This is a genomic window from Vibrio sp. AND4 (genome assembly GCF_000171815.1).
Taxonomy (GTDB): Bacteria; Pseudomonadota; Gammaproteobacteria; order Enterobacterales; family Vibrionaceae; genus Vibrio.
Genome location: NZ_ABGR01000010.1, coordinates 80,552 through 99,533 on the forward strand (window position 1 = coordinate 80,552; position 18,982 = coordinate 99,533).

At 45.2% G+C, this 18,982-nt stretch carries 14 protein-coding genes; 5 read left to right on the forward strand and 9 right to left on the reverse strand.

The window, feature by feature from the left end; genetic code table 11:
• Positions 1–40: 40 nt before the first annotated feature.
• From AND4_RS12005 to zipA, 3 genes are all read right to left on the reverse strand, one after another.
• Positions 41–1,426, reverse strand: coding sequence for a hypothetical protein (locus AND4_RS12005; protein ID WP_009843244.1), 1,386 nt, complete (start codon positions 1,424–1,426; stop codon positions 41–43).
• A 505-nt stretch (positions 1,427–1,931) separates the two neighbouring features.
• Positions 1,932–3,944 (reverse strand): NAD-dependent DNA ligase LigA, encoded by a 2,013-nt coding sequence (ligA, locus tag AND4_RS12015; RefSeq protein ID WP_009843246.1) that lies wholly within the window; start codon positions 3,942–3,944, stop codon positions 1,932–1,934.
• 88 nt (positions 3,945–4,032) lie between these two features.
• Positions 4,033–5,001 (reverse strand): cell division protein ZipA, encoded by a 969-nt coding sequence (gene zipA, locus AND4_RS12020; RefSeq protein ID WP_009843247.1) that lies wholly within the window; start codon positions 4,999–5,001, stop codon positions 4,033–4,035.
• 250 nt (positions 5,002–5,251) lie between these two features.
• On the opposite strand from zipA, the gene cysZ reads away from it, so the two are divergent.
• The 5 genes from cysZ to crr all read left to right on the forward strand — a co-directional run bounded on the left by cysZ (position 5,252) and on the right by crr (position 10,160).
• Complete coding sequence (gene cysZ / locus AND4_RS12025) at positions 5,252–5,995, forward strand: sulfate transporter CysZ (RefSeq protein ID WP_043991650.1); 744 nt, start codon at positions 5,252–5,254, stop codon at positions 5,993–5,995.
• A 163-nt stretch (positions 5,996–6,158) separates the two neighbouring features.
• Positions 6,159–7,127: a cysteine synthase A gene (gene cysK / locus AND4_RS12030; RefSeq protein ID WP_009843249.1), complete on the forward strand. Its 969-nt coding sequence runs from the start codon at positions 6,159–6,161 to the stop codon at positions 7,125–7,127.
• Positions 7,128–7,424: 297 nt separating this feature from the next.
• The gene (locus tag AND4_RS12035) at positions 7,425–7,682 is read left to right on the forward strand and encodes an HPr family phosphocarrier protein (protein ID WP_009843250.1); all 258 of its coding nucleotides are present in this window, start codon (positions 7,425–7,427) and stop codon (positions 7,680–7,682) included.
• A gap of 138 nt (positions 7,683–7,820) precedes the next feature.
• Complete coding sequence (gene ptsI, locus AND4_RS12040) at positions 7,821–9,545, forward strand: phosphoenolpyruvate-protein phosphotransferase PtsI (RefSeq protein WP_009843251.1); 1,725 nt, start codon at positions 7,821–7,823, stop codon at positions 9,543–9,545.
• Between the two features lie 105 nt (positions 9,546–9,650).
• Entirely contained in the window at positions 9,651–10,160 is a 510-nt protein-coding gene (gene crr / locus AND4_RS12045; protein WP_009843252.1) for a PTS glucose transporter subunit IIA, read from the forward strand.
• A gap of 95 nt (positions 10,161–10,255) precedes the next feature.
• Here the strand turns inward: crr and AND4_RS12050 are convergent, their stop codons facing one another.
• From AND4_RS12050 to flgJ, 6 genes are all read right to left on the reverse strand, one after another.
• Positions 10,256–11,380, reverse strand: coding sequence for a flagellin (locus AND4_RS12050; protein WP_009843253.1), 1,125 nt, complete (start codon positions 11,378–11,380; stop codon positions 10,256–10,258).
• 105 nt (positions 11,381–11,485) lie between these two features.
• On the reverse strand, positions 11,486–12,619 hold the full coding sequence (locus AND4_RS12055; protein WP_009842512.1) for a flagellin: 1,134 nt from the start codon (positions 12,617–12,619) through the stop codon (positions 11,486–11,488).
• A gap of 517 nt (positions 12,620–13,136) precedes the next feature.
• Complete coding sequence (locus AND4_RS12060; RefSeq protein WP_009843254.1) at positions 13,137–14,291, reverse strand: flagellin; 1,155 nt, start codon at positions 14,289–14,291, stop codon at positions 13,137–13,139.
• Between the two features lie 473 nt (positions 14,292–14,764).
• Entirely contained in the window at positions 14,765–15,955 is a 1,191-nt protein-coding gene (flgL, locus tag AND4_RS12065) for a flagellar hook-associated protein FlgL (protein WP_009843255.1), read from the reverse strand.
• 12 nt (positions 15,956–15,967) lie between these two features.
• The gene (gene flgK, locus AND4_RS12070; RefSeq protein ID WP_009843256.1) at positions 15,968–17,881 is read right to left on the reverse strand and encodes a flagellar hook-associated protein FlgK; all 1,914 of its coding nucleotides are present in this window, start codon (positions 17,879–17,881) and stop codon (positions 15,968–15,970) included.
• A gap of 165 nt (positions 17,882–18,046) precedes the next feature.
• Positions 18,047–18,973, reverse strand: coding sequence for a flagellar assembly peptidoglycan hydrolase FlgJ (gene flgJ, locus AND4_RS12075; protein ID WP_009843257.1), 927 nt, complete (start codon positions 18,971–18,973; stop codon positions 18,047–18,049).
• Positions 18,974–18,982 lie beyond the last annotated feature (9 nt).

Sequence of the window (18,982 nt, forward strand, 5' to 3'; positions counted from 1 at the left end):
TGCTCAGCTTTTTAGACAATATTTATTTTATTCGAATCACTTATTTAACAGCGAAAGGAATGGTTAACGCTAGCTTGAAATCTTCTTCATCTTGGAACAAGTTAGAGTAACCAGTCCAGTTTGGAGCGTTGGTGTCATTGTAGTAATTCGTGTAGTAGAAGCTGATGTTGGCGTCTTTAAGCGCCCCTGCTTGGATAGCATAATTTGCAAAAACACTGTAGGCATACTCACTAAGATCATCGAAGCCTTGAGCGGATGAACCAAAGCCGTAAGCACCACTTAGGCCAGCACTAAAACCTTTACCACCGATGTCAGAGAAATCACGAGACACAGAAGCAAATACCGCAAGCTCTTCATCATGGTTGAAATCTGAACGGTTATTCCACCAGATTTCGTAAGCTCCGTTTGAACCACCATATTGACTAGTTAAACGGTAAGACATGTTACCAACGTTTGCTGGGTCACCGGAATCAGCACCAGTATACGTTGCTTCAGCACGGTACGAATACTGACCAGAAGAAAGGCTTGTCAAAAGTGCTAGCTGGAATGCAGTGCTGTCGTACTGTTCGTTATCATCAACAATATACAATTGAGGAGACCAGTACAGACCGCCATCCGTTGTACCCTTCACCTTGAAATGAGCATTCCTACGGTCCCCATCAGATAAGCCACCGTATGCGGCGTCCAGAGAGATACCATTATTTAAGGTGTAACGACCACCTACAGAATAAAGTGTGCCTGCATCTTTGCCTTTTGTTGTTCTAAACTCGTAAGTTTCTTTGAACCACGGAGCTTTATATTCGGTCGCAACGACCAAACCTAAATCAAAACCTCCGATTTTTCCGCCAACTTCCCCTCCTAAGTAGGTACCTGGGGCGAATGACCAGTTAACACCTAGGGAACTAGGTACAGATGGTTGAAAGTAACCAAGTTTCGCCGTCGCAGAACTACCTAGTTTGAATTTTGCTGCTGCTGTTGCAAATGACACACCGTTATCAGTGCAGTCAGTCCATACATCAGAGCATGCGCTGTCTTTCGCTGCTTTATCGTACGGGTTGTTTACTCCCCAGAAGTTCATTTCGTGGTCTGCACCGCCGTTTTGCCACATGTCGAATGTACTAAAGACAACAACATCTAGGCCAACAACATCCCCCACGTAGCCAGAGTTGAAACCTAGATTTGCAAAGATAGAGCCGTGGTCTAAGTTGGTTACCTTTTTGGTGTCATTACCATTCGCATCTACGTTACCTCGGTCACGAGCACGCATAAAAAAGTTGACGTTACCGCTGATAGTAGACTCAGAGAAAAACTCTGAAACTTGGCTGGCGTACTCTGGTCCAATTGGGTCATTCGCCATTGTAGGCGCACTTGCAAATGCCCCCAACATTGCTGCTGTAAAAGCAGATACCTTCAAATTTTTGTCCATGGAAAAACTCCTAAAAATGGGTATAGCTGTGTTTTTCTTTCTCACCTTAAGTTGGCCGCCGAAGGAGAGAAGTAAATTCCTGAATAGACCTAAGTCATTCCTAATTCAGATAATTTTTACTTCATATATACACATTGCATATATGGTCGTTAAGACTAACTTCGCAGCTAAAAACATCCAAATGGAACTTATTTCTTTTCTAAAAAAATATGACCAACGACAAAATTCCATTTACGTCATTGAACTCACTGTTATCTTTAACAATAAAGATCTGATAAGAATAAATCTTTTAGAATTAATAACTTAAAATAAAGAAAAAGATTACTTTGAAGTGAGCCGCATATTTTTGCCATGAAACATGAATAACTGATTGGGGGATCTTGATCACTTAAATCAATAAAAAACGAACTGGGAGGGTTATGGGGAGTCACTTTTTAATCGCAAAGAAAAAGCCCTAAACGACTGACATTTAGGGCTAACAGAAGGCTTTCCGTTCTCTATGGTGTTATTTCATCAAGTTGAGTAAATCTTGCTCAGTTTGAATTTCAATACCTAGCTCTTGCGCCTTGGTAAGCTTAGAACCCGCATTTTCACCTGCGAACAGAATGTCCGTTTTCTTCGATACACTACCGGTTACTTTCGCACCGAGGTTTTGCAGTGCTTCTTTTGCTTCTGAGCGACCTAACTGAGAAAGAGTGCCCGTTAACACCACTGTTTTGCCTTCTAGTGGTCGTTCAGCACCTTCTTGCGGTGAAGCAATGTCAGGCCAGTTGATGCCTTGTGCTAACAAGTCTTGAACAACGGCTTGGTTTTTCTCTTCACTAAAGAAGGTCGTAATGTGCTTTGCCACCACCACACCGATATCCTGAACGTCAACCAATTGCTCTTCTGTTGCTTGCTGAATCGCATCTAAGTTTTTGAAGTACTGTGCTAGGTTAGCCGCGGTCGCCTCCCCGACTTCACGAATACCAAGTGAGTACAAGAAGCGCGGTAGCGTTGTCAGTTTTGATTTTTCAAGCGCGTTGACAACATTGGTCGCAGATTTAGGCCCCATTCGGTCCAATACCGTCAATACGCCCGCGGAAAGCTTAAATAAGTCAGCAGGTGTTTCAACCATCTCACGATCGACCAGCTGCTCAATCACTTTATCGCCCAATCCATCAACATCGAGCGCCTTTCGAGAGACAAAATGCTTTAACGCTTCTTTCCGTTGAGCCTGACAAACTAAACCACCAGTGCAACGTGTGACTGCCTCACCCTCGATACGCTCAACGTGAGAGCCACATACTGGACAAGCATTTGGGAAGATGATCTCACGAGCGGTTTCTGGTCGGCGTTCTTTAATTACCGACACAACTTGCGGGATCACATCACCAGCACGGCGAATAACAACTTGATCACCCACCATCACTTGTAAACGTTCAATTTCATCAGCGTTATGAAGCGTAGCGTTTGAGACAGTCACACCACCGACAAATATTGGCTCAAGCTTGGCGACTGGCGTAATTGCGCCGGTACGCCCCACTTGGAACTCGACTTCGTTTAACGTTGTGATTTCTTCCTGAGCTGGAAATTTATAAGCTATCGCCCAGCGAGGTGCACGAGCAACAAAGCCCAATCGCTCTTGAATCACAATGTCGTCCACCTTGATGACAACACCGTCAATTTCGTAGGCCAAAGCCTCGCGACGTACAAGAATATCCCGGTAGTAAGCTTTCACCTCTTCCAAATTGTCAACACACCTAGTTTCAGGACACATTGGCAGGCCCCAAGATTTGATTTGCAAGAATCGCTCATAGTGACTGTTGGCGAGCACAGCCCCCTCGACGACACCAACGCTGTAGGCGTAAAAGCTCAGTGGGCGTGAAGCCGTGATACGTGAATCTAATTGACGCAAACTGCCCGCTGCTGCGTTACGTGGGTTAACAAAAACCTTCTCACCTTTTTTACGTGCAAGCTCGTTAAGCTTGTCAAAGCCCGCTTTTGGCATAAACACTTCACCGCGAACTTCTAGACGTGTCGGCCAGTTTTCACCTTGTAGCTTTAATGGAATGGCACTGATGGTGCGTACGTTCTCCGTGATGTTTTCACCCGTCGTGCCATCACCACGTGTCGCAGCTTGCACTAATACTCCATTTTCATACAGTAAGCTCACAGCGAGGCCATCAAGCTTTGGCTCACAGCAGTATTGTTTAATGTTATGAGCAACAACACGATCTTGCGCGCGTTTATGAAAACCATCGAGCTCTGCATCGTCGAAAGCATTGTCCAACGACAACATAGGCACTTCATGCGTCACTTGGCTAAATTCAGATAATGGCTGACCACCAACACGTTGGCTTGGAGAGTCTACAGTCACCAGATCTGGGTGTTCGGCTTCAATATCCAATAGTTCACGCATCATACGATCGTATTCAGCATCAGGAATCTCTGGGTTATCTTCCACGTAGTAGCGAACAGCGTGATAATGCAGCGACTCTTTTAGTTCTTCTAGTTGCTGAAGTACTGATTCAGACATATTAAAGCCTCGTGTATATTCATCAATGAGGTTAGGAATCTAAGAAAAAAGGCTCCGATCGGAGCCCTTTAGTTATTTGGTGTTAAGGTTATGCGTTCACAGCATTAAACTCAACTATTTGGCGCCGATAGGTTGCCAATCGATCAGGCGTCATCAAGTTACGTTGATCGTCCAGAACGTTACCGCCCATATCGTCAGCAATTTGTTGTGCAATACGCAGCATTAGGTTGAAGTTTTGGTCTGCTTCGCCATAACAAGGTAGCGTCATGAAGAACGAGATACCTTTGGTGCTAAATTCTGCAGGATCACCATGCTCTAGTGTACCGGGTTGCATCATATTGGCGACGCTGAAGAGCACTTTGCCATTACCAGATAAATCTACATGGCGGTGGAAAATATTCATCTCGCCGTAAATCAGGCCGTTTTGTTGCATGCTGTCAAATAACTGGGTACCGACGAAAGGCTCATCACCAGCACAGTGAACGTTCAATACAATCACTTGCATCTCTGGTTCAGGCTTAGGCTCTTCGACAACCGGGTCAACTGTCTCTTGTATCACGCCAAATTCCGACGCTTGTGGGGCTAAATGCGCCTCTAATGCTGATTGGTTATCTTGTTCCGTTTCTGCGATTTCTTCGAGTTCAGCAGAAACTTGTACCGATTCTTCCAGTAATGACTCGACTTGCTCATCATCATTCTTAGTCGCAACAAAAGCTGGGATTTCTTGCTCGTCTTGATGATGTTTCTCTTCTTTCCTGTCAAGAACGTCATCGATCAACGGATCAGGAGCGAACTTATTCTCAAATGAACTCTCCATCCCAAAGTCTGGTTCTTTGCGATCTTTACGGATAACTTCAAAATCGTCTTCGGGAGCAGGCGCAAAATCACGCTCTTGCTCAGGAACACTTTTATCTGCCTGGTCAAGGTCCAACTTACCAAGTGGCTTGTTACCAAATTTTGCTTTGCCTTCTTTTTTGCTTGTCCATAAACCATGGAACAGCAATGCGGCGATGGCCAATGCGCCGACAACAATGAGTACGAATCGCAATTCCTGCATTATTTACTCTCAATCAACTTGTTCTTACTGCTCACACATCCTCGAGCAGCACCTCAAGTGCAATAAATCCGAATGATGCTTTTACTTTACCAAAACTATATGTAGGTTTAGAACAACTTAATGCAAGAAGTTCCGCTTTTTGTTGTGATTCTTGCCACGATTCTATTTTACAAGACCTAAATTGTTAGGGCATTGAAAGAAAAACATCCACAGGTACAATGATACCTCACTTACACGAAGCAAAATGGATATGAAGTCAAACACTCACCCTAGAACCGGATTCGGCTACTTCCTTTATGGAATTCAAATAGCACTTTCTCCAGAGATACGTCGCTTTGTCGTCTTACCCCTACTGGCCAACATCTTGCTTGTTGGTGGCGCTATCTTCTATTTATTCTCCCACCTCGATATTTGGATCGAGAGCTGGATAGGCAAACTGCCTGCGTTACTCTCTTGGCTTACCTATATTTTGTGGCCAATTTTAGTATTGACCATTCTTGCCACCTTCTCATACTTTTTTAGCACATTAGCCAATTTTATCGCCGCACCATTCAACGGCTTGTTGGCAGAGAAAGTTGAAGAGTCACTCACCGGGCAAAAAGTCAGTGAAGATGGCTTTACTGCATTGATAAAAGATCTGCCGAGAATAATGTCTCGTGAATGGCGCAAGCTACTGTACGTGCTACCAAAGGCAATCGGTCTATTTTTACTGCTACTCATCCCTGCTTTGGGTCAAACCGTTGGGCCTTTTTTATGGTTCATTTTCACCGCATGGATGCTAGCAATTCAATACTGTGATTATCCATTTGATAACCATAAGGTGTCTTTCAATGAGATGCGTTACCGATTGAAACAAAAGCAAGGCAAAGTATACGGCTTTGGTGTGTTGGTTTCTGTCTTTACAACCATTCCAATTCTTAACCTTATCGTTATGCCAGTTGCAGTATGTGGCGCAACAGCCATGTGGGTAAAAGAATTTAAACATCCGCAATAGCGCACTTTTATCGCTATCAGGGGAGGGTTAATCAGCCTCCCCGATCATAGTCCCATTTCTCGGCCAACCTCATAAGTTATAACTTTTTAATCCTTTTCCCTTTTTTTCATAGCGCATATTCTTCTAAGCATATTCACGAAATGTGTAATGAAGGAACATCACTATGAGCAAGATCTACGAAGACAACACTCTTACCATTGGTAATACGCCTCTCGTTCGCCTAAATAAAGTGAGCAAGGGTAAAGTACTCGCCAAAATCGAAGCACGTAACCCAAGTTTCAGCGTGAAATGTCGTATCGGCGCAAACATGATATGGGAAGCGGAAAAAGCAGGTACGCTTAAGCCCGGCGTCGAGCTAGTCGAGCCAACCAGCGGTAATACGGGTGTAGCGCTTGCATTCGTCGCAGCTGCTCGTGGTTACAAATTGACATTAACGATGCCAGAGTCTATGAGCCTTGAACGCCGTAAGCTGCTCAAAGCGCTAGGTGCGAATCTAGAGCTAACGGAGGCAGCAAAAGGCATGAAAGGTGCCATTGCTAAAGCAGAGGAAATTGCCGCGGGTAACCCAGATAAGTACCTTCTTCTGCAACAGTTCAACAACCCCGCTAACCCAGAAATTCACGAGAAAACCACTGGTCCTGAAATTTGGGAAGCAACGGACGGTGAAATCGATGTATTTGTCGCAGGTGTCGGTACGGGCGGTACGATTACAGGTACCAGTCGCTACATAAAAGGCGAGAAGGGTAAGGCCATCACTTCGGTAGCAGTAGAGCCGTCTGAATCACCAGTGATTGCACAGGCACTCGCCGGTGAAGAAATTCAACCCGCGCCACACAAAATCCAAGGTATCGGTGCTGGTTTCATTCCTGGAAACTTAGATTTGGAACTTCTTGACCGTGTTGAGCAAGTCACCTCTGAAGAGGCTATCGAGATGGCTCGTCGCCTAATGGAAGAAGAAGGTATTCTCGCTGGCATATCATCAGGTGCAGCTGTCGTTGCGGCAAACCGAATTGCTGAACTACCTGAATTTGCCGGAAAAACGATTGTAACCGTTCTGCCAAGTTCAGGTGAGCGTTACCTAAGTAGCGCGCTATTTGCTGGTATCTTTACCGACAAAGAGAACCAACAGTAATATGTAGCCAAATCAATTTTTCGTTTAAAAAAGCCCCGTTCAGGGGCTTTTTTGTTGATCCCTGCCCTACCTTTGGTAATATCAGTACGTTTTATTTTTAGGTGCAAAATAAAGAACCTAGTTAAAAAAGTTTTCAGTGCCATTACGCGCATAAGCCGTTGCGTAATAATTAAACTTTTGACTAATATCAGTTCTGACACGCTTTGAACTAACCCGTGCTAGCGCACATAGAGTAAAGCAGTTAAGCTAAGTATTAGTTACGAACTTACAAAAAATACATTTATTGGGGTATATCACATGTACGAGAAGCAAGTAGAAATCACAGCAGAAAACGGTCTTCACACTCGTCCAGCTGCACAGTTCGTTAAAGAAGCTAAAGCATTCGACGCGGATATCACTGTGACTTCTAACGGCAAAAGCGCTAGCGCTAAGAGCCTATTCAAACTGCAAACACTAGGTCTAGTAAAAGGTACTCTAGTAACTATCTCTGCTGAAGGCCCGCAAGCAGAACAAGCAGTTGACCACCTAGTTGCTCTAATGGACCAACTACACTAATTCGGTCTCCTATTTCGGAAGCCATTTCGCGAAAGCAAAATGGCTTCGTTGGAAATAGGCTCAAATTAAGCTAATACTATTCGTTAGCGCACCCATTATTCTCCCGTTTTATAAAGTTGACCAACTTAAGGTAAGGCTATGATTTCAGGCATCCTAGCATCTCCTGGTATTGCGATCGGTAAAGCACTACTACTTCAAGAAGATGAAATTGTCCTAAACACCAACACCATTTCTGATGATCAAGTAGAAACAGAAGTTGCGCGTTTCTTTGACGCTCGTAACAAATCTGCAGCTCAACTAGAAACCATCAAGCAAAAAGCGCTTGAAACTTTCGGTGAAGAAAAAGAAGCGATCTTTGAAGGTCACATCATGCTTCTTGAAGACGAAGAGCTAGAAGAGGAAATCCTAGCACTTATCAAAAACGACAAGATGACAGCGGATCACGCTATCCACTCTGTGATCGAAGAGCAAGCATGTGCTCTTGAGTCTCTAGACGACGAATACCTAAAAGAACGTGCAACAGATATCCGCGATATCGGTTCTCGTTTCGTTAAGAATGCACTAGGTATCAACATCGTTTCTCTAAGTGATATCGACCAAGAAGTTATCCTAGTCGCTTACGACCTAACGCCATCTGAAACTGCACAGATCAACCTAGATTACGTTCTTGGTTTTGCTTGTGACATCGGCGGTCGTACTTCTCATACTTCAATCATGGCTCGCTCTCTTGAGCTTCCGGCTATCGTTGGTACTAACGACATCACGAAACAAGTTAAGAATGGCGACATGCTGATTCTTGACGCGATGAATAATAAGGTCGTTATCAACCCATCTGAAGCTGAACTTGAAGAAGCGAAGGCCGTTAAAGCGGCATTCCTTGCAGAAAAAGAAGAGCTAGCGAAACTAAAAGACCTTCACGCAGAAACAACTGACGGTCACCGCGTGGAAGTTTGCGGCAACATAGGTACAGTGAAAGACTGTGACGGTATCATCCGTAACGGTGGCGAAGGTGTTGGTCTGTACCGCACTGAATTCCTATTCATGGACCGTGACGCACTTCCAACGGAAGAAGAGCAATACCAAGCATACAAAGACGTTGCTGAAGCAATGAACGGTGAGTCTGTCATTATCCGTACTATGGATATCGGTGGTGACAAAGATCTTCCATACATGGACCTTCCGAAAGAGATGAACCCTTTCCTTGGCTGGCGTGCAGTGCGTATCAGCTTGGATCGTCGTGAAATCTTACGAGACCAGCTACGTGGCATCCTACGTGCTTCTGCACACGGTAAACTGCGTATCATGTTCCCGATGATCATCTCGGTTGAAGAAATCCGTGAGCTTAAGAAAGCAATCGAAGAGTACAAAGCAGAACTGCGCGCTGAAGGTCATGCATTTGACGAAAATATCGAAATCGGTGTCATGGTTGAGACTCCAGCTGCAGCAGCTATCGCACACCACCTAGCGAAGGAAGTATCTTTCTTCTCTATCGGCACAAACGACCTAACTCAGTACACACTAGCGGTTGACCGTGGTAACGAGATGATTTCTCATCTGTACAACCCACTATCACCAGCTGTACTTACTGTGATCAAGCAAGTTATCGATGCATCTCACGCTGAAGGTAAGTGGACTGGTATGTGTGGCGAACTCGCTGGTGATGAGCGCGCGACACTTCTACTTCTGGGCATGGGGCTAGACGAGTTCTCGATGAGCGGTATTTCTATCCCTAAAGTGAAGAAGGTTATCCGTAACTCTAACTTCGCAGAAGTGAAAGCAATGGCTGAAGAAGCACTTTCTCTACCAACAGCGGCAGAAATCGAAGCTGTAGTCGAAAAGTTCATTGCAGAAAAAACTCAATAATCAACGAATTCCAATGAGATAGACGCTCAAAAAAAGTCGTCTATCTCTAAAGATTGGTATACTATAATTCGACAGAATTAAATAAAACGTTAGGAGCATGACACAATGGGTCTGTTTGACAAACTTAAGAAGCTAGTATCTGACGACAGCGCTGACGCTGGTGCAATCGAAATCATCGCACCTCTTTCTGGTGAGATCGTGAACATCGAAGATGTGCCAGATGTTGTTTTCGCTGAGAAAATCGTTGGTGATGGTATTGCTATCAAACCTGCTGGCAACAAAATGGTAGCTCCTGTAAACGGCACTATCGGTAAGATCTTCGAGACAAACCATGCGTTCTCTATCGAGTCTGACGACGGTATCGAGCTATTCGTTCACTTTGGTATCGACACTGTTGAATTGAAAGGCGAAGGTTTCAAGCGTATCGCTGAAGAAGGTCAAACAGTTAAAGCTGGCGACACTGTAATTGAATTCGACCTAGCTCTTCTAGAAGAAAAAGCAAAATCAACGCTTACTCCAGTAGTTATCTCTAACATGGACGAAATCAAAGAGCTGAACAAGCTTTCTGGTTCTGTTACTGTTGGCGAAACTTCTGTTCTACGTGTAACTAAGTAATTTTTACTTAGCCGAACACGAAAAAACGCTGCCAATGGCAGCGTTTTTTATTATCTAAAATTTATGTGGCTACCGCTTTGAATGTTTAGGGCTAATTAACTGAGTAAGCCCAGAGCCGAACGTGGTCTCTCCTTTGCTTGAGCTAGCAACGCCGTCGTGGCATCTTGCAGAACCTGCGACCGCACTATTTCAGTCGACTCTCGGGCAAAATCGGTGTCTCTTATCCGCCCCTTTGATTCAGTGACACTACGATTCACCGTATTAAGGTTATCCATGGCACTACTAATACGGTTTTGAAAGCCGCCTATTTCACTTCGATGTGAATCAACGTACTTAATCGCCGCATCAATCACGCCAATAGAAAGTTGTGCGCCACCAGCCGTCGACATATCGATGTCGTCTATTGTGACTAACTCACCAGTATCGACATCAAGATCATCCGCCAGACTTCCCTCGAACTTAACGCCCTCAGGCGCATTTAGCGTCGAGGTGAAAAATTGCAATTCATTATCTTGGGTAACTGAAGCACTCACCGTTGCTTGCTGTGCATTAATGTAGGTGGCAACCTGTTCAATGCGATCACCCAATTTAAGCCTGATAGATTCCGTTTGTGTTTGCCCTTTGTTGTCTTGGTATTCAAGTTGGAGAGTTTGATTATCTTTAGTGACTCGCCAATCTTTATCGAGCGCATCACCCACATAATGCTGCCCTCCCATCTCTGGAATGTGGCTACGCATATTATGTAACGTCAAAGAGATTGAGTTGGCGTTTGCGCCTATGTGGAAACTTTGTGAGCCGTAAGATCCATTGAATAGATTTTTATCGCCAAATGTTGTCGTGATCGCGACACGCTCTATCTCATCTTGCAGCGCGACAACTTCGTGCTGGATGCTTTGTCGATCACTCGAATCATAGCTGCCGTTTGCTGCTTGAAGCCCCAACGAGCGTAAGCGTTGCAATATATCACTACTCTCATGCAAAGCCCCCTCTGCGGTTTGTGCCACCGAATACGCATCATGCGCATTTCTCAAGGCGACATCTAGCCCTCTTGTTTGGACATTAAGAGTATTGGAGATCTGTAACCCAGCCGCGTCATCACTGGCGGAATTAATCCGATACCCCGAAGTAAGATTCCGCTGTGATTCTATATTTTTCTCAGCCGCATGACTGAGGTGTCGCTGCGTCATCATCGCAGTGATATTCGTATTTAAAGAGACCATCTAATCGATATGAACTCCTTTCACCGATAGTGCCCTAATACGTGATTTGAATACGCAAAAAGCCAGGGATGAACCTGGCTTTTGTATCACATCGCACTAGATTAATTAACCAAGTAGACTTAGCGCTGAGTTAGGCGCTTGTTTCGCTTGCGCAAGAATAGAACTTGACGCTTGCGATAGAATTTGTGACTTGGTCATTTGAGTCGTTTCCTTCGCGAAGTCAGTATCTTTAATACGGCTCTTCGACGCGTTTACGTTCTCGTTGATGTTATCCAAGTTATTGATTGCATGGTCGAAACGGTTTTGGAACGCGCCCAGCTCTGCACGATTACTGTCTACGTATTTTAGTGCTGCATCTATGATTGCCACAGACTCTTGTGCACCACCCACAGATGTCACGTCGATAGTATCAACCGTCACTTCTTTGCCGTCTTGGATATCTAGCTCACCAGCAAGGCCACCAGAGAAATCGACATTGCCTGTAACCTTGTTGTTGCCCGCGAACATTTGTAGCTTGCCGTCTTCAGTCACCGACGCTTTTACCGAGTCTTGTTGACCGTTGATGTAGGTTGCTAGCTCTTCGATGTCGTCGCCTGCTTTTGCAGTGATATCGATCTCTTGTTCTTGGCCAAAGTTATCTGTAAACGTCATTTTCAGGTCGTTAGAGCCCTCTTGTACGTTCCAGTTTTTGTCTTTTGCGCTCTCAGTTTGGTAGCTCTGGCCGCCCATTTGTGCGTTATCAGAGCGCATGTCTTTCAGTTCCAGCATGACGGCTTCACCGTTATCCGCACCGATTTGGAATGATTTCGTACCGTGTGTACCGTTTAAAAGCTTGTTACCACCGAAAGACGTCGTTTCAGCGATACGGTTTAGTTCATCGTTCAGTGCCGTTACTTCTTCTTGAATCGCAACACGCTCAGATTTTGAGTTAGAGCCGTTCGCTGATTGAAGAGACAGGTCACGCATACGTTGTAGGATGTTAGTCGTCTCATTCATTGCACCTTCTGCTGTTTGTGCAATCGAGATACCGTCGTTCGCGTTACGAACAGCCACATCCAAGCCACGGCTTTGTACGTTCAAGCGGTTCGAGATTTGAAGACCCGCAGCGTCGTCTTTCGCGCTGTTGATTTTGAAACCTGAAGACAAACGCTCCATAGAGGTTTGTTGTGCTGAGTTTGCGTTGTTTAGGTAACGCTGAGCGGTCATCGCTGATACGTTTGTATTTACATTCACTGCCATGGTGATTTCTCCAATTGATTTTCCGGTGTAGCGGTTTCCGACGTCTCGGAAAACCAAGTAGTTCTCTCAAAGTTACTTCTGTTAACGACTCGGTTTTCAGAAGCTTTAGAAAAAAATCAAAAAAAGTGAATTTGCGAGATTTAGCTTGGAAAATGAATGAAAAGCAGAAAAAAGAGCTCAAGTTTCTGACGTTTAAGCCAAGTGTTGTAAATTGCTCAAAGAACAACCAAACGTCTTGTGAAAGCGGTAAGTTAGGTGTGGGAGGGTAAAGGTTTCTCTGGGCGATAGAAAAGAAAAAGCCCCTTTTCCTTTGAGAGAACTGGGGCTAGTTTGGTCGTCAGAGCCTATATGGAGATCAAGAGAAATGAACACCTATCTGACATACCGTTTTGCAACCTTACATTGAAAATGATTGGCAGGTGAGAGATGAGAGAGCCGCACATTCTATTATAACGTTGCTTGCCATAAGCCTGTCTTCCCATTCACGTCTGAATGTATTGAATACAGGCTAGGTAAACTACTGCAATAGTGACATCGCAGAGTTTGGCAACTGTTTCGCTTGAGCAAGAATTGAAGTCCCTGCCTGTTGCAAAATTTGAGCCTTGGTCATTTGCGTGGTTTCTTTCGCAAAATCCGTGTCTTTAATTCGGCTGTTTGACGCATCAACGTTTTCTTGGATGTTCGCCAAGTTGTTAATGCTATGGCTTAGACGGTTTTGTTTCGCACCTAGATCTGCACGTTGTGAATCAACATACTTAAGCGCAGAATCGAGTACAGAAATCGCGTTTTGAGAACCTTGCACGGTTGTCATATCGATGTCTTGCACTGATGTGCGCACTGCTTCATCACTTAGACCTAAATCCGATGCTAGACCACCAGAGATTGAAATATCACCTTGCACGTTCGGGTGCTCGACAAATATTTGTAGTTTGCCATCTTCGCTTACCGAAGCGTTGATCATATCAGATTGACCGTTGATGTACGTTGCCAACTCTTCAATATCGTCGCCTGACTTCGCGTTGATGTTGATTTCTAGATCGTCCGGGTTACCGTCTTCGTCTTCACCCATGCCTGGAAGAGTGATTTTTAAATCCGCTTTCGTCGGGTCCACGCCCCAGTCTTTGTCTTTGCCGTTTTCTGAGAAGAAAGTGACACCACCCATACGTTGGTCATCCGCACGGATGCTCGTGAGTGCCATGATCATCGCTTCACCAGAACTTGAACCGATTTGGAATGCAGCTTCGCCAAACGAACCGTTAAGTAAACGTCGACCACCAAATGATGTCGTTTCCGCGATACGGTTTAACTCATCAATCAATGCTGTGGATTCTTCGTTGATCGCTTGGCGCTCTGACGGAGAGTTAGTACCGTTTGATGATTGAATCGCCAAATCACGCATACGCTGCATGACGGACGTCGCTTCGTTCATCGCTCCCTCTGCCGTTTGAGCAATCGAGATACCATCATTCGCGTTGCGCATCGCCACATCAAGACCACGAGACTGCGCAGTAAGACGGTTAGATATCTGCAGACCTGCCGCATCGTCTTTTGCACTATTAATCTTGTGACCAGAGGACAGGCGCTCCATTGAGGTGTTAAGTTCGTTGGACGCCTTATTTAAGTAACGCTGCGCGGTCATCGCGGAGACGTTAGTACTAACTGTTACAGCCATTTTGCTCTCCTGTTGAGTTCGCAAGCTTGTGCGAAGCGGCCAGCTTTACTCTCATTTGGATAAGCACTGACCGTAAAAATTGTTAGCTAAATCTGTCGGCATGACAAAATTTAGAACTCGCAAGCTATTTATGACAACATCAATACAATTAGTGTGCCAACTTGTTTTAAATTATTTATTTCTTCGAAATAAATAGGCATAACCAAGTGACGCTAGGTTCCAAAGCATAAATCTTGTCTTGCTCTCGATTTATTGTGTTATTAAACGTGTGATGTTGCTCCAATGCCGCTCTAACGCTCGCTAACCTGATTGCCGCTTTCGGTAAATTCGTGCCGCTTAGTCAGTAATACTCGTGTTAACCGCTGATTTCTCGCACTTAAGGCTTGGCACATAAGGCATTAAAATCAGGTGGTATACCGAACATCTCACTGATTACCCAACGAGTTACATCGCATTCATGGCATAAAATATAGTTAAATATAGTTAAACAACGTCAGGTCTTTCGTTTTACCAAATGCTTGTTGTGAGGCTTGCAGCGCACGAGAGTTCTCACTGAACTCAATCACTGCCTTGGAGTAATCCAAGTCCTCAAAATTGCTCTTCGCTTTCGCCAGAGACAAATTAAAATCTTCGTGGTTTTGCTCTTGAATATCGAGCGTACTCAAATTAGCGCCAACATCCGTTCTGACTTTGTTCATGTGGACGAATGCCGCTTGAAATTCTTCCGTCATTTGATGCAACTGTGCCGTCGCCGAGGCATCAGATACCGAGCTCTCGGACCACTGCATGGTTTCTTTAAACGCATCAAAAATACTAAAAGTCTGGCGCGGCTCTAGCGTAATACTATCCCCTGCGGAGACTTGGCCTTTCAGTTGAATGTTGACGCCCTCGTATTTAATCCCATCAATGGGTGAATAGTCATCAACTTGAACGACGCTGCCATCTTTTTCCAATTGATAGCCAAATTTGCCATTGCTCATGTCCACGAAAGTCACCGTGTAATTAGAGTCGTCTTGCGAAGCACTGGTCGCTTGACTAAGCAGCAGCTCTGAGCCCTCTTGCAGGTCGTACTGCGGTTGGAAATCCCCAAATGGATTTGGGATCTCCGAAAACACTTTATTGCCCGGATAATTAATACCTAATTCAATATTGCTGGCGACCTTCATTTTGCGTTGATAATCGTCCCCGGTATACACAACGCTGCCGTCGTAGTCGCGGAAGAAAGGTTGAGTTTTGGGCTTTGTGCCAGCAAAAACGTAGTTACCCGACTCATCTTGAGTATTCGCAAGCGCCATGAAGTTATTGGCGATTTCTTCCAATTCACGTTTTTTCGCTGCACGGTCTTCTGGAGAGAAGGCACCGTTGATCATTTCCATCGAAATACGCTTCGACTCATCAATAAATTGCTCAGCATTGGACACAACCACCTCTTGGTTTTCTAGGCGGTTACGCACCAGTACAATCGCATCTAGGTACTGTTTTATCTGCTCTTCTTGCTGACCAATACTTTGGATATAGTGCGTAGCCAGAGGATCATCACTTGGTTTAATCAATTGCTTACCAGAGGCCAATTGCTCCTGGTTATGATGGATTTTATTTTCCTGACGACGAAGATCGTTCTGTACAGACTGATAGTTATGGAAGCTAGAAATTCGCGTTAACATCTAAGGCCTCCTTTAGCGCAACTGCAAAATGGTGTTAAAGGTATCATTCGCCGCCTGCATCACACGAGAAGAGGCCATATAAGCCTGTTGAAACTTCATCATGTTTGCCGCTTCTTCATCGAGGTTCACCCCCGAGATCGACGCCACACGTTCTTGCGCGGCTTCGCTTTCTAACTGAGCAACATCCGCTAATCGACTTGCGGTTGATGTTTTCAACCCGACATTAGTGTTTAAGTTGAAGTACAGGCTCATGATCGTCGATTCATTGCCGTTCATCTTCTTTTCGGTTTGGATTTCTTGCATTTTGCGCAAGTTGCCGTTGTCGCCTTCAGATGGCACTAGGTTGGCAGTGAACTTATCATTCGCCAATGCGCCGGGACTGAGTTCAAATACGGTCGCACTGCCATCTCTGTAGCTTGGGTGGTTACTTGGTAAACTTACCGCAACAGGACCGTTCGGTGGGTATGGCTGCGGTGCCATGAGCACATTACCCTCAGTATCTGTCACAGCAAATTGGTCACCCATTGGCGACACCACCACTTCAAACTCTCGCAGATCGCCCGCACCAAGAATCTCGAACTCAGCATTACCTTGAGCAAAAGTGGTCGAAGCCTCATAACTTTGTGCGGCAATCGCTTTTGGATCTTGGGTTTCTACTTTGATTTGTGCTGCACTACTTCGTGTAGGGCGAAGCAGGACATGCTCACCAACTTTTGGTTCATTGCGAACTTCAACACGCATGCCATCGATATAAATCGCATTGTCAGCGCCAGTGTTCAGTTTGACGGTCTCACCGTTTGGTTTCGTCACGTTGTAGCTGTCGCCATCATAACGCAATGAATATTCACCGCCTTTCAGCGCGCTGATATCATTAACATAAACGGCCATATCTGCGGTCGATTGAGGGCCAACTACGACGCGAGATTTCGCTAACGACTCTGAGTTCACATCAGTAAATAGTGGTTCACCTATGTGACCATAGTGATCCAAGCCCTGCGATTGCAGATGATTCACTTCGCTAGAAAATGCCGTCGCTACGCGGCCTAATTCGTCCATCACCTGTGGAATATGCTCGTCACGCATCTTAAGTAATGCGCCAATTTTGCCGTCAATATCATCCGACTTAATCGCTTTAATACCACCACCTTCAACCATAGCAAGGCGACGTTGATGGACATCAGGAGAGCCGTCAATCATCTTTAATTGACTCGCTTCCGTACCCGAAACTAGAGTATGACCGTTGCCGATATGGACGTTAAAACCCTCTGAATTTTTGCGCGGGGTGACCGTCACCTTGGTGTATTCAGACAGCTCTTTAACCAGTTTTTCATGTTGGTCCATTAAATCATTATGAGGACCAGGAGTACGCATCATCAATCGATGAACATCACGGATCTCAACTGCAAGTTGATTCATTCGTTCAATGCCCATATCCAGTGACTTGTTGGTCACATCCGATTGCTGACGCACGGTTTCGTGAAATTCGTTTAGGGTATCGCTGAACAACTTGGCTTTTTCCAACACCACCTTACGCGCCCCCATATCATTTGGGGTATCCGCCATGGTTTTTACTGCATCAAACCATTCGTTCATGTTCTCAGGGATCTTTTTTGATGCGACCGAAGACAACATACTTGATAGCAGATCGAGGTTCTTCTCGTTATCTAACTTGCTGGCGTAATTGGTCGTGGATAGGTTGAGTTCTTTGACGGCAAATTCATCCCAAGAGCGGCGAACATTTTCCACGTGCACGCCCATGCCATAGGTGGAACCACCCAGTTGACGCGGGTCGTTAGTACCTTGAATGACAGACTGTCGACTGTAACCTTCTGTATTTGCATTAGAAATGTTATGACCAGTTGTGTTCAACTGTCGCTGAGCAGTAAGCACACTTTGTGTACCTACATTCAACAAATCTGACGCCATACATGCCCCCAAAAACCAATTAAAACCGGGATTAACCGATTACCTACTCATCTACAAAGCAAAAGATATGCCAACTTAAAAGGAACAATAATGCACTGAAAAAGAAAGGCTTGCACCATGGCAAGCCTTACTAGAAAGTCTCTCGACGTACAACATCGAATTGGATCACATGTTCTCTATTCTTTGTTTCACTTGCAGTACCTTGTCTGCATAGCTTGGGTCTGTTGCGTACCCTGCACTGTGAATGCCGCGAATAAAAGATTCAGAATCACCACCTTGCTCTAATGCTGTTTCGTAACGAGGATTCTCGTTCAAAAAGCGCACGTAGTCATTAAAGCTGTCTTGGTAATTCGAGTAAGAACGGAACGCAGCGGTCTCTTTAACGGGCGTCTTGTCGTGAAATTCCAGTGTTTGAGTGGTGACTTTATCACCCTGCCAACTGCGGTCTGCTTTTATGTTGAACAGGTTATTACTGCTACCGCGCGCATTTTTTACCACTTTTTGCCCCCAGCCAGTTTCTAGAGCAGCTTGAGCAAGCAGTAATGAAGGTTCGACACCCAAGGCTTTCGCTGCTCGGACTGCGTAAGGCTTCATTGAATGAACAAAAGACTCTGGTGAATCGAAACGTGATGGCTCAGAGCCCGAGCGGGGCAGTTGGCCCGACTCAATCAAACGCTGTTCAATCTCACGCGCTTTCTTCGGATCCACACGGCGGTATTCAACAGCACTATTTGCCGCATCACGCATCGCCGTCTCACTCTTATCATCACCTTGACCAACGGTCAGCTGCTTTACAATCATGTCAGCTAAACCCATCGAACCTGACGCGCTCAAGTTACTCGCCGTCTGCTCATCCAGCATTTGACGATAGAACTTTCCATTTTGGCTGTTCATCAAATTCGACTCGAAGCCTTCATTCGCCTCGCGCATCGATTTCAGCATCATTGACGTGAAGATAGATTCAAACTGACGCGCCGCAGCTTGCAGCGCTTCATGCTCACCCTCTTTGCCCTCTTTCACCGCTTTCTGACGAAGCGAATCAAGTGAGCTGATGTCGTGAATAAAACCGATATCGTTAGGATTATTGACCATGATTGCTCT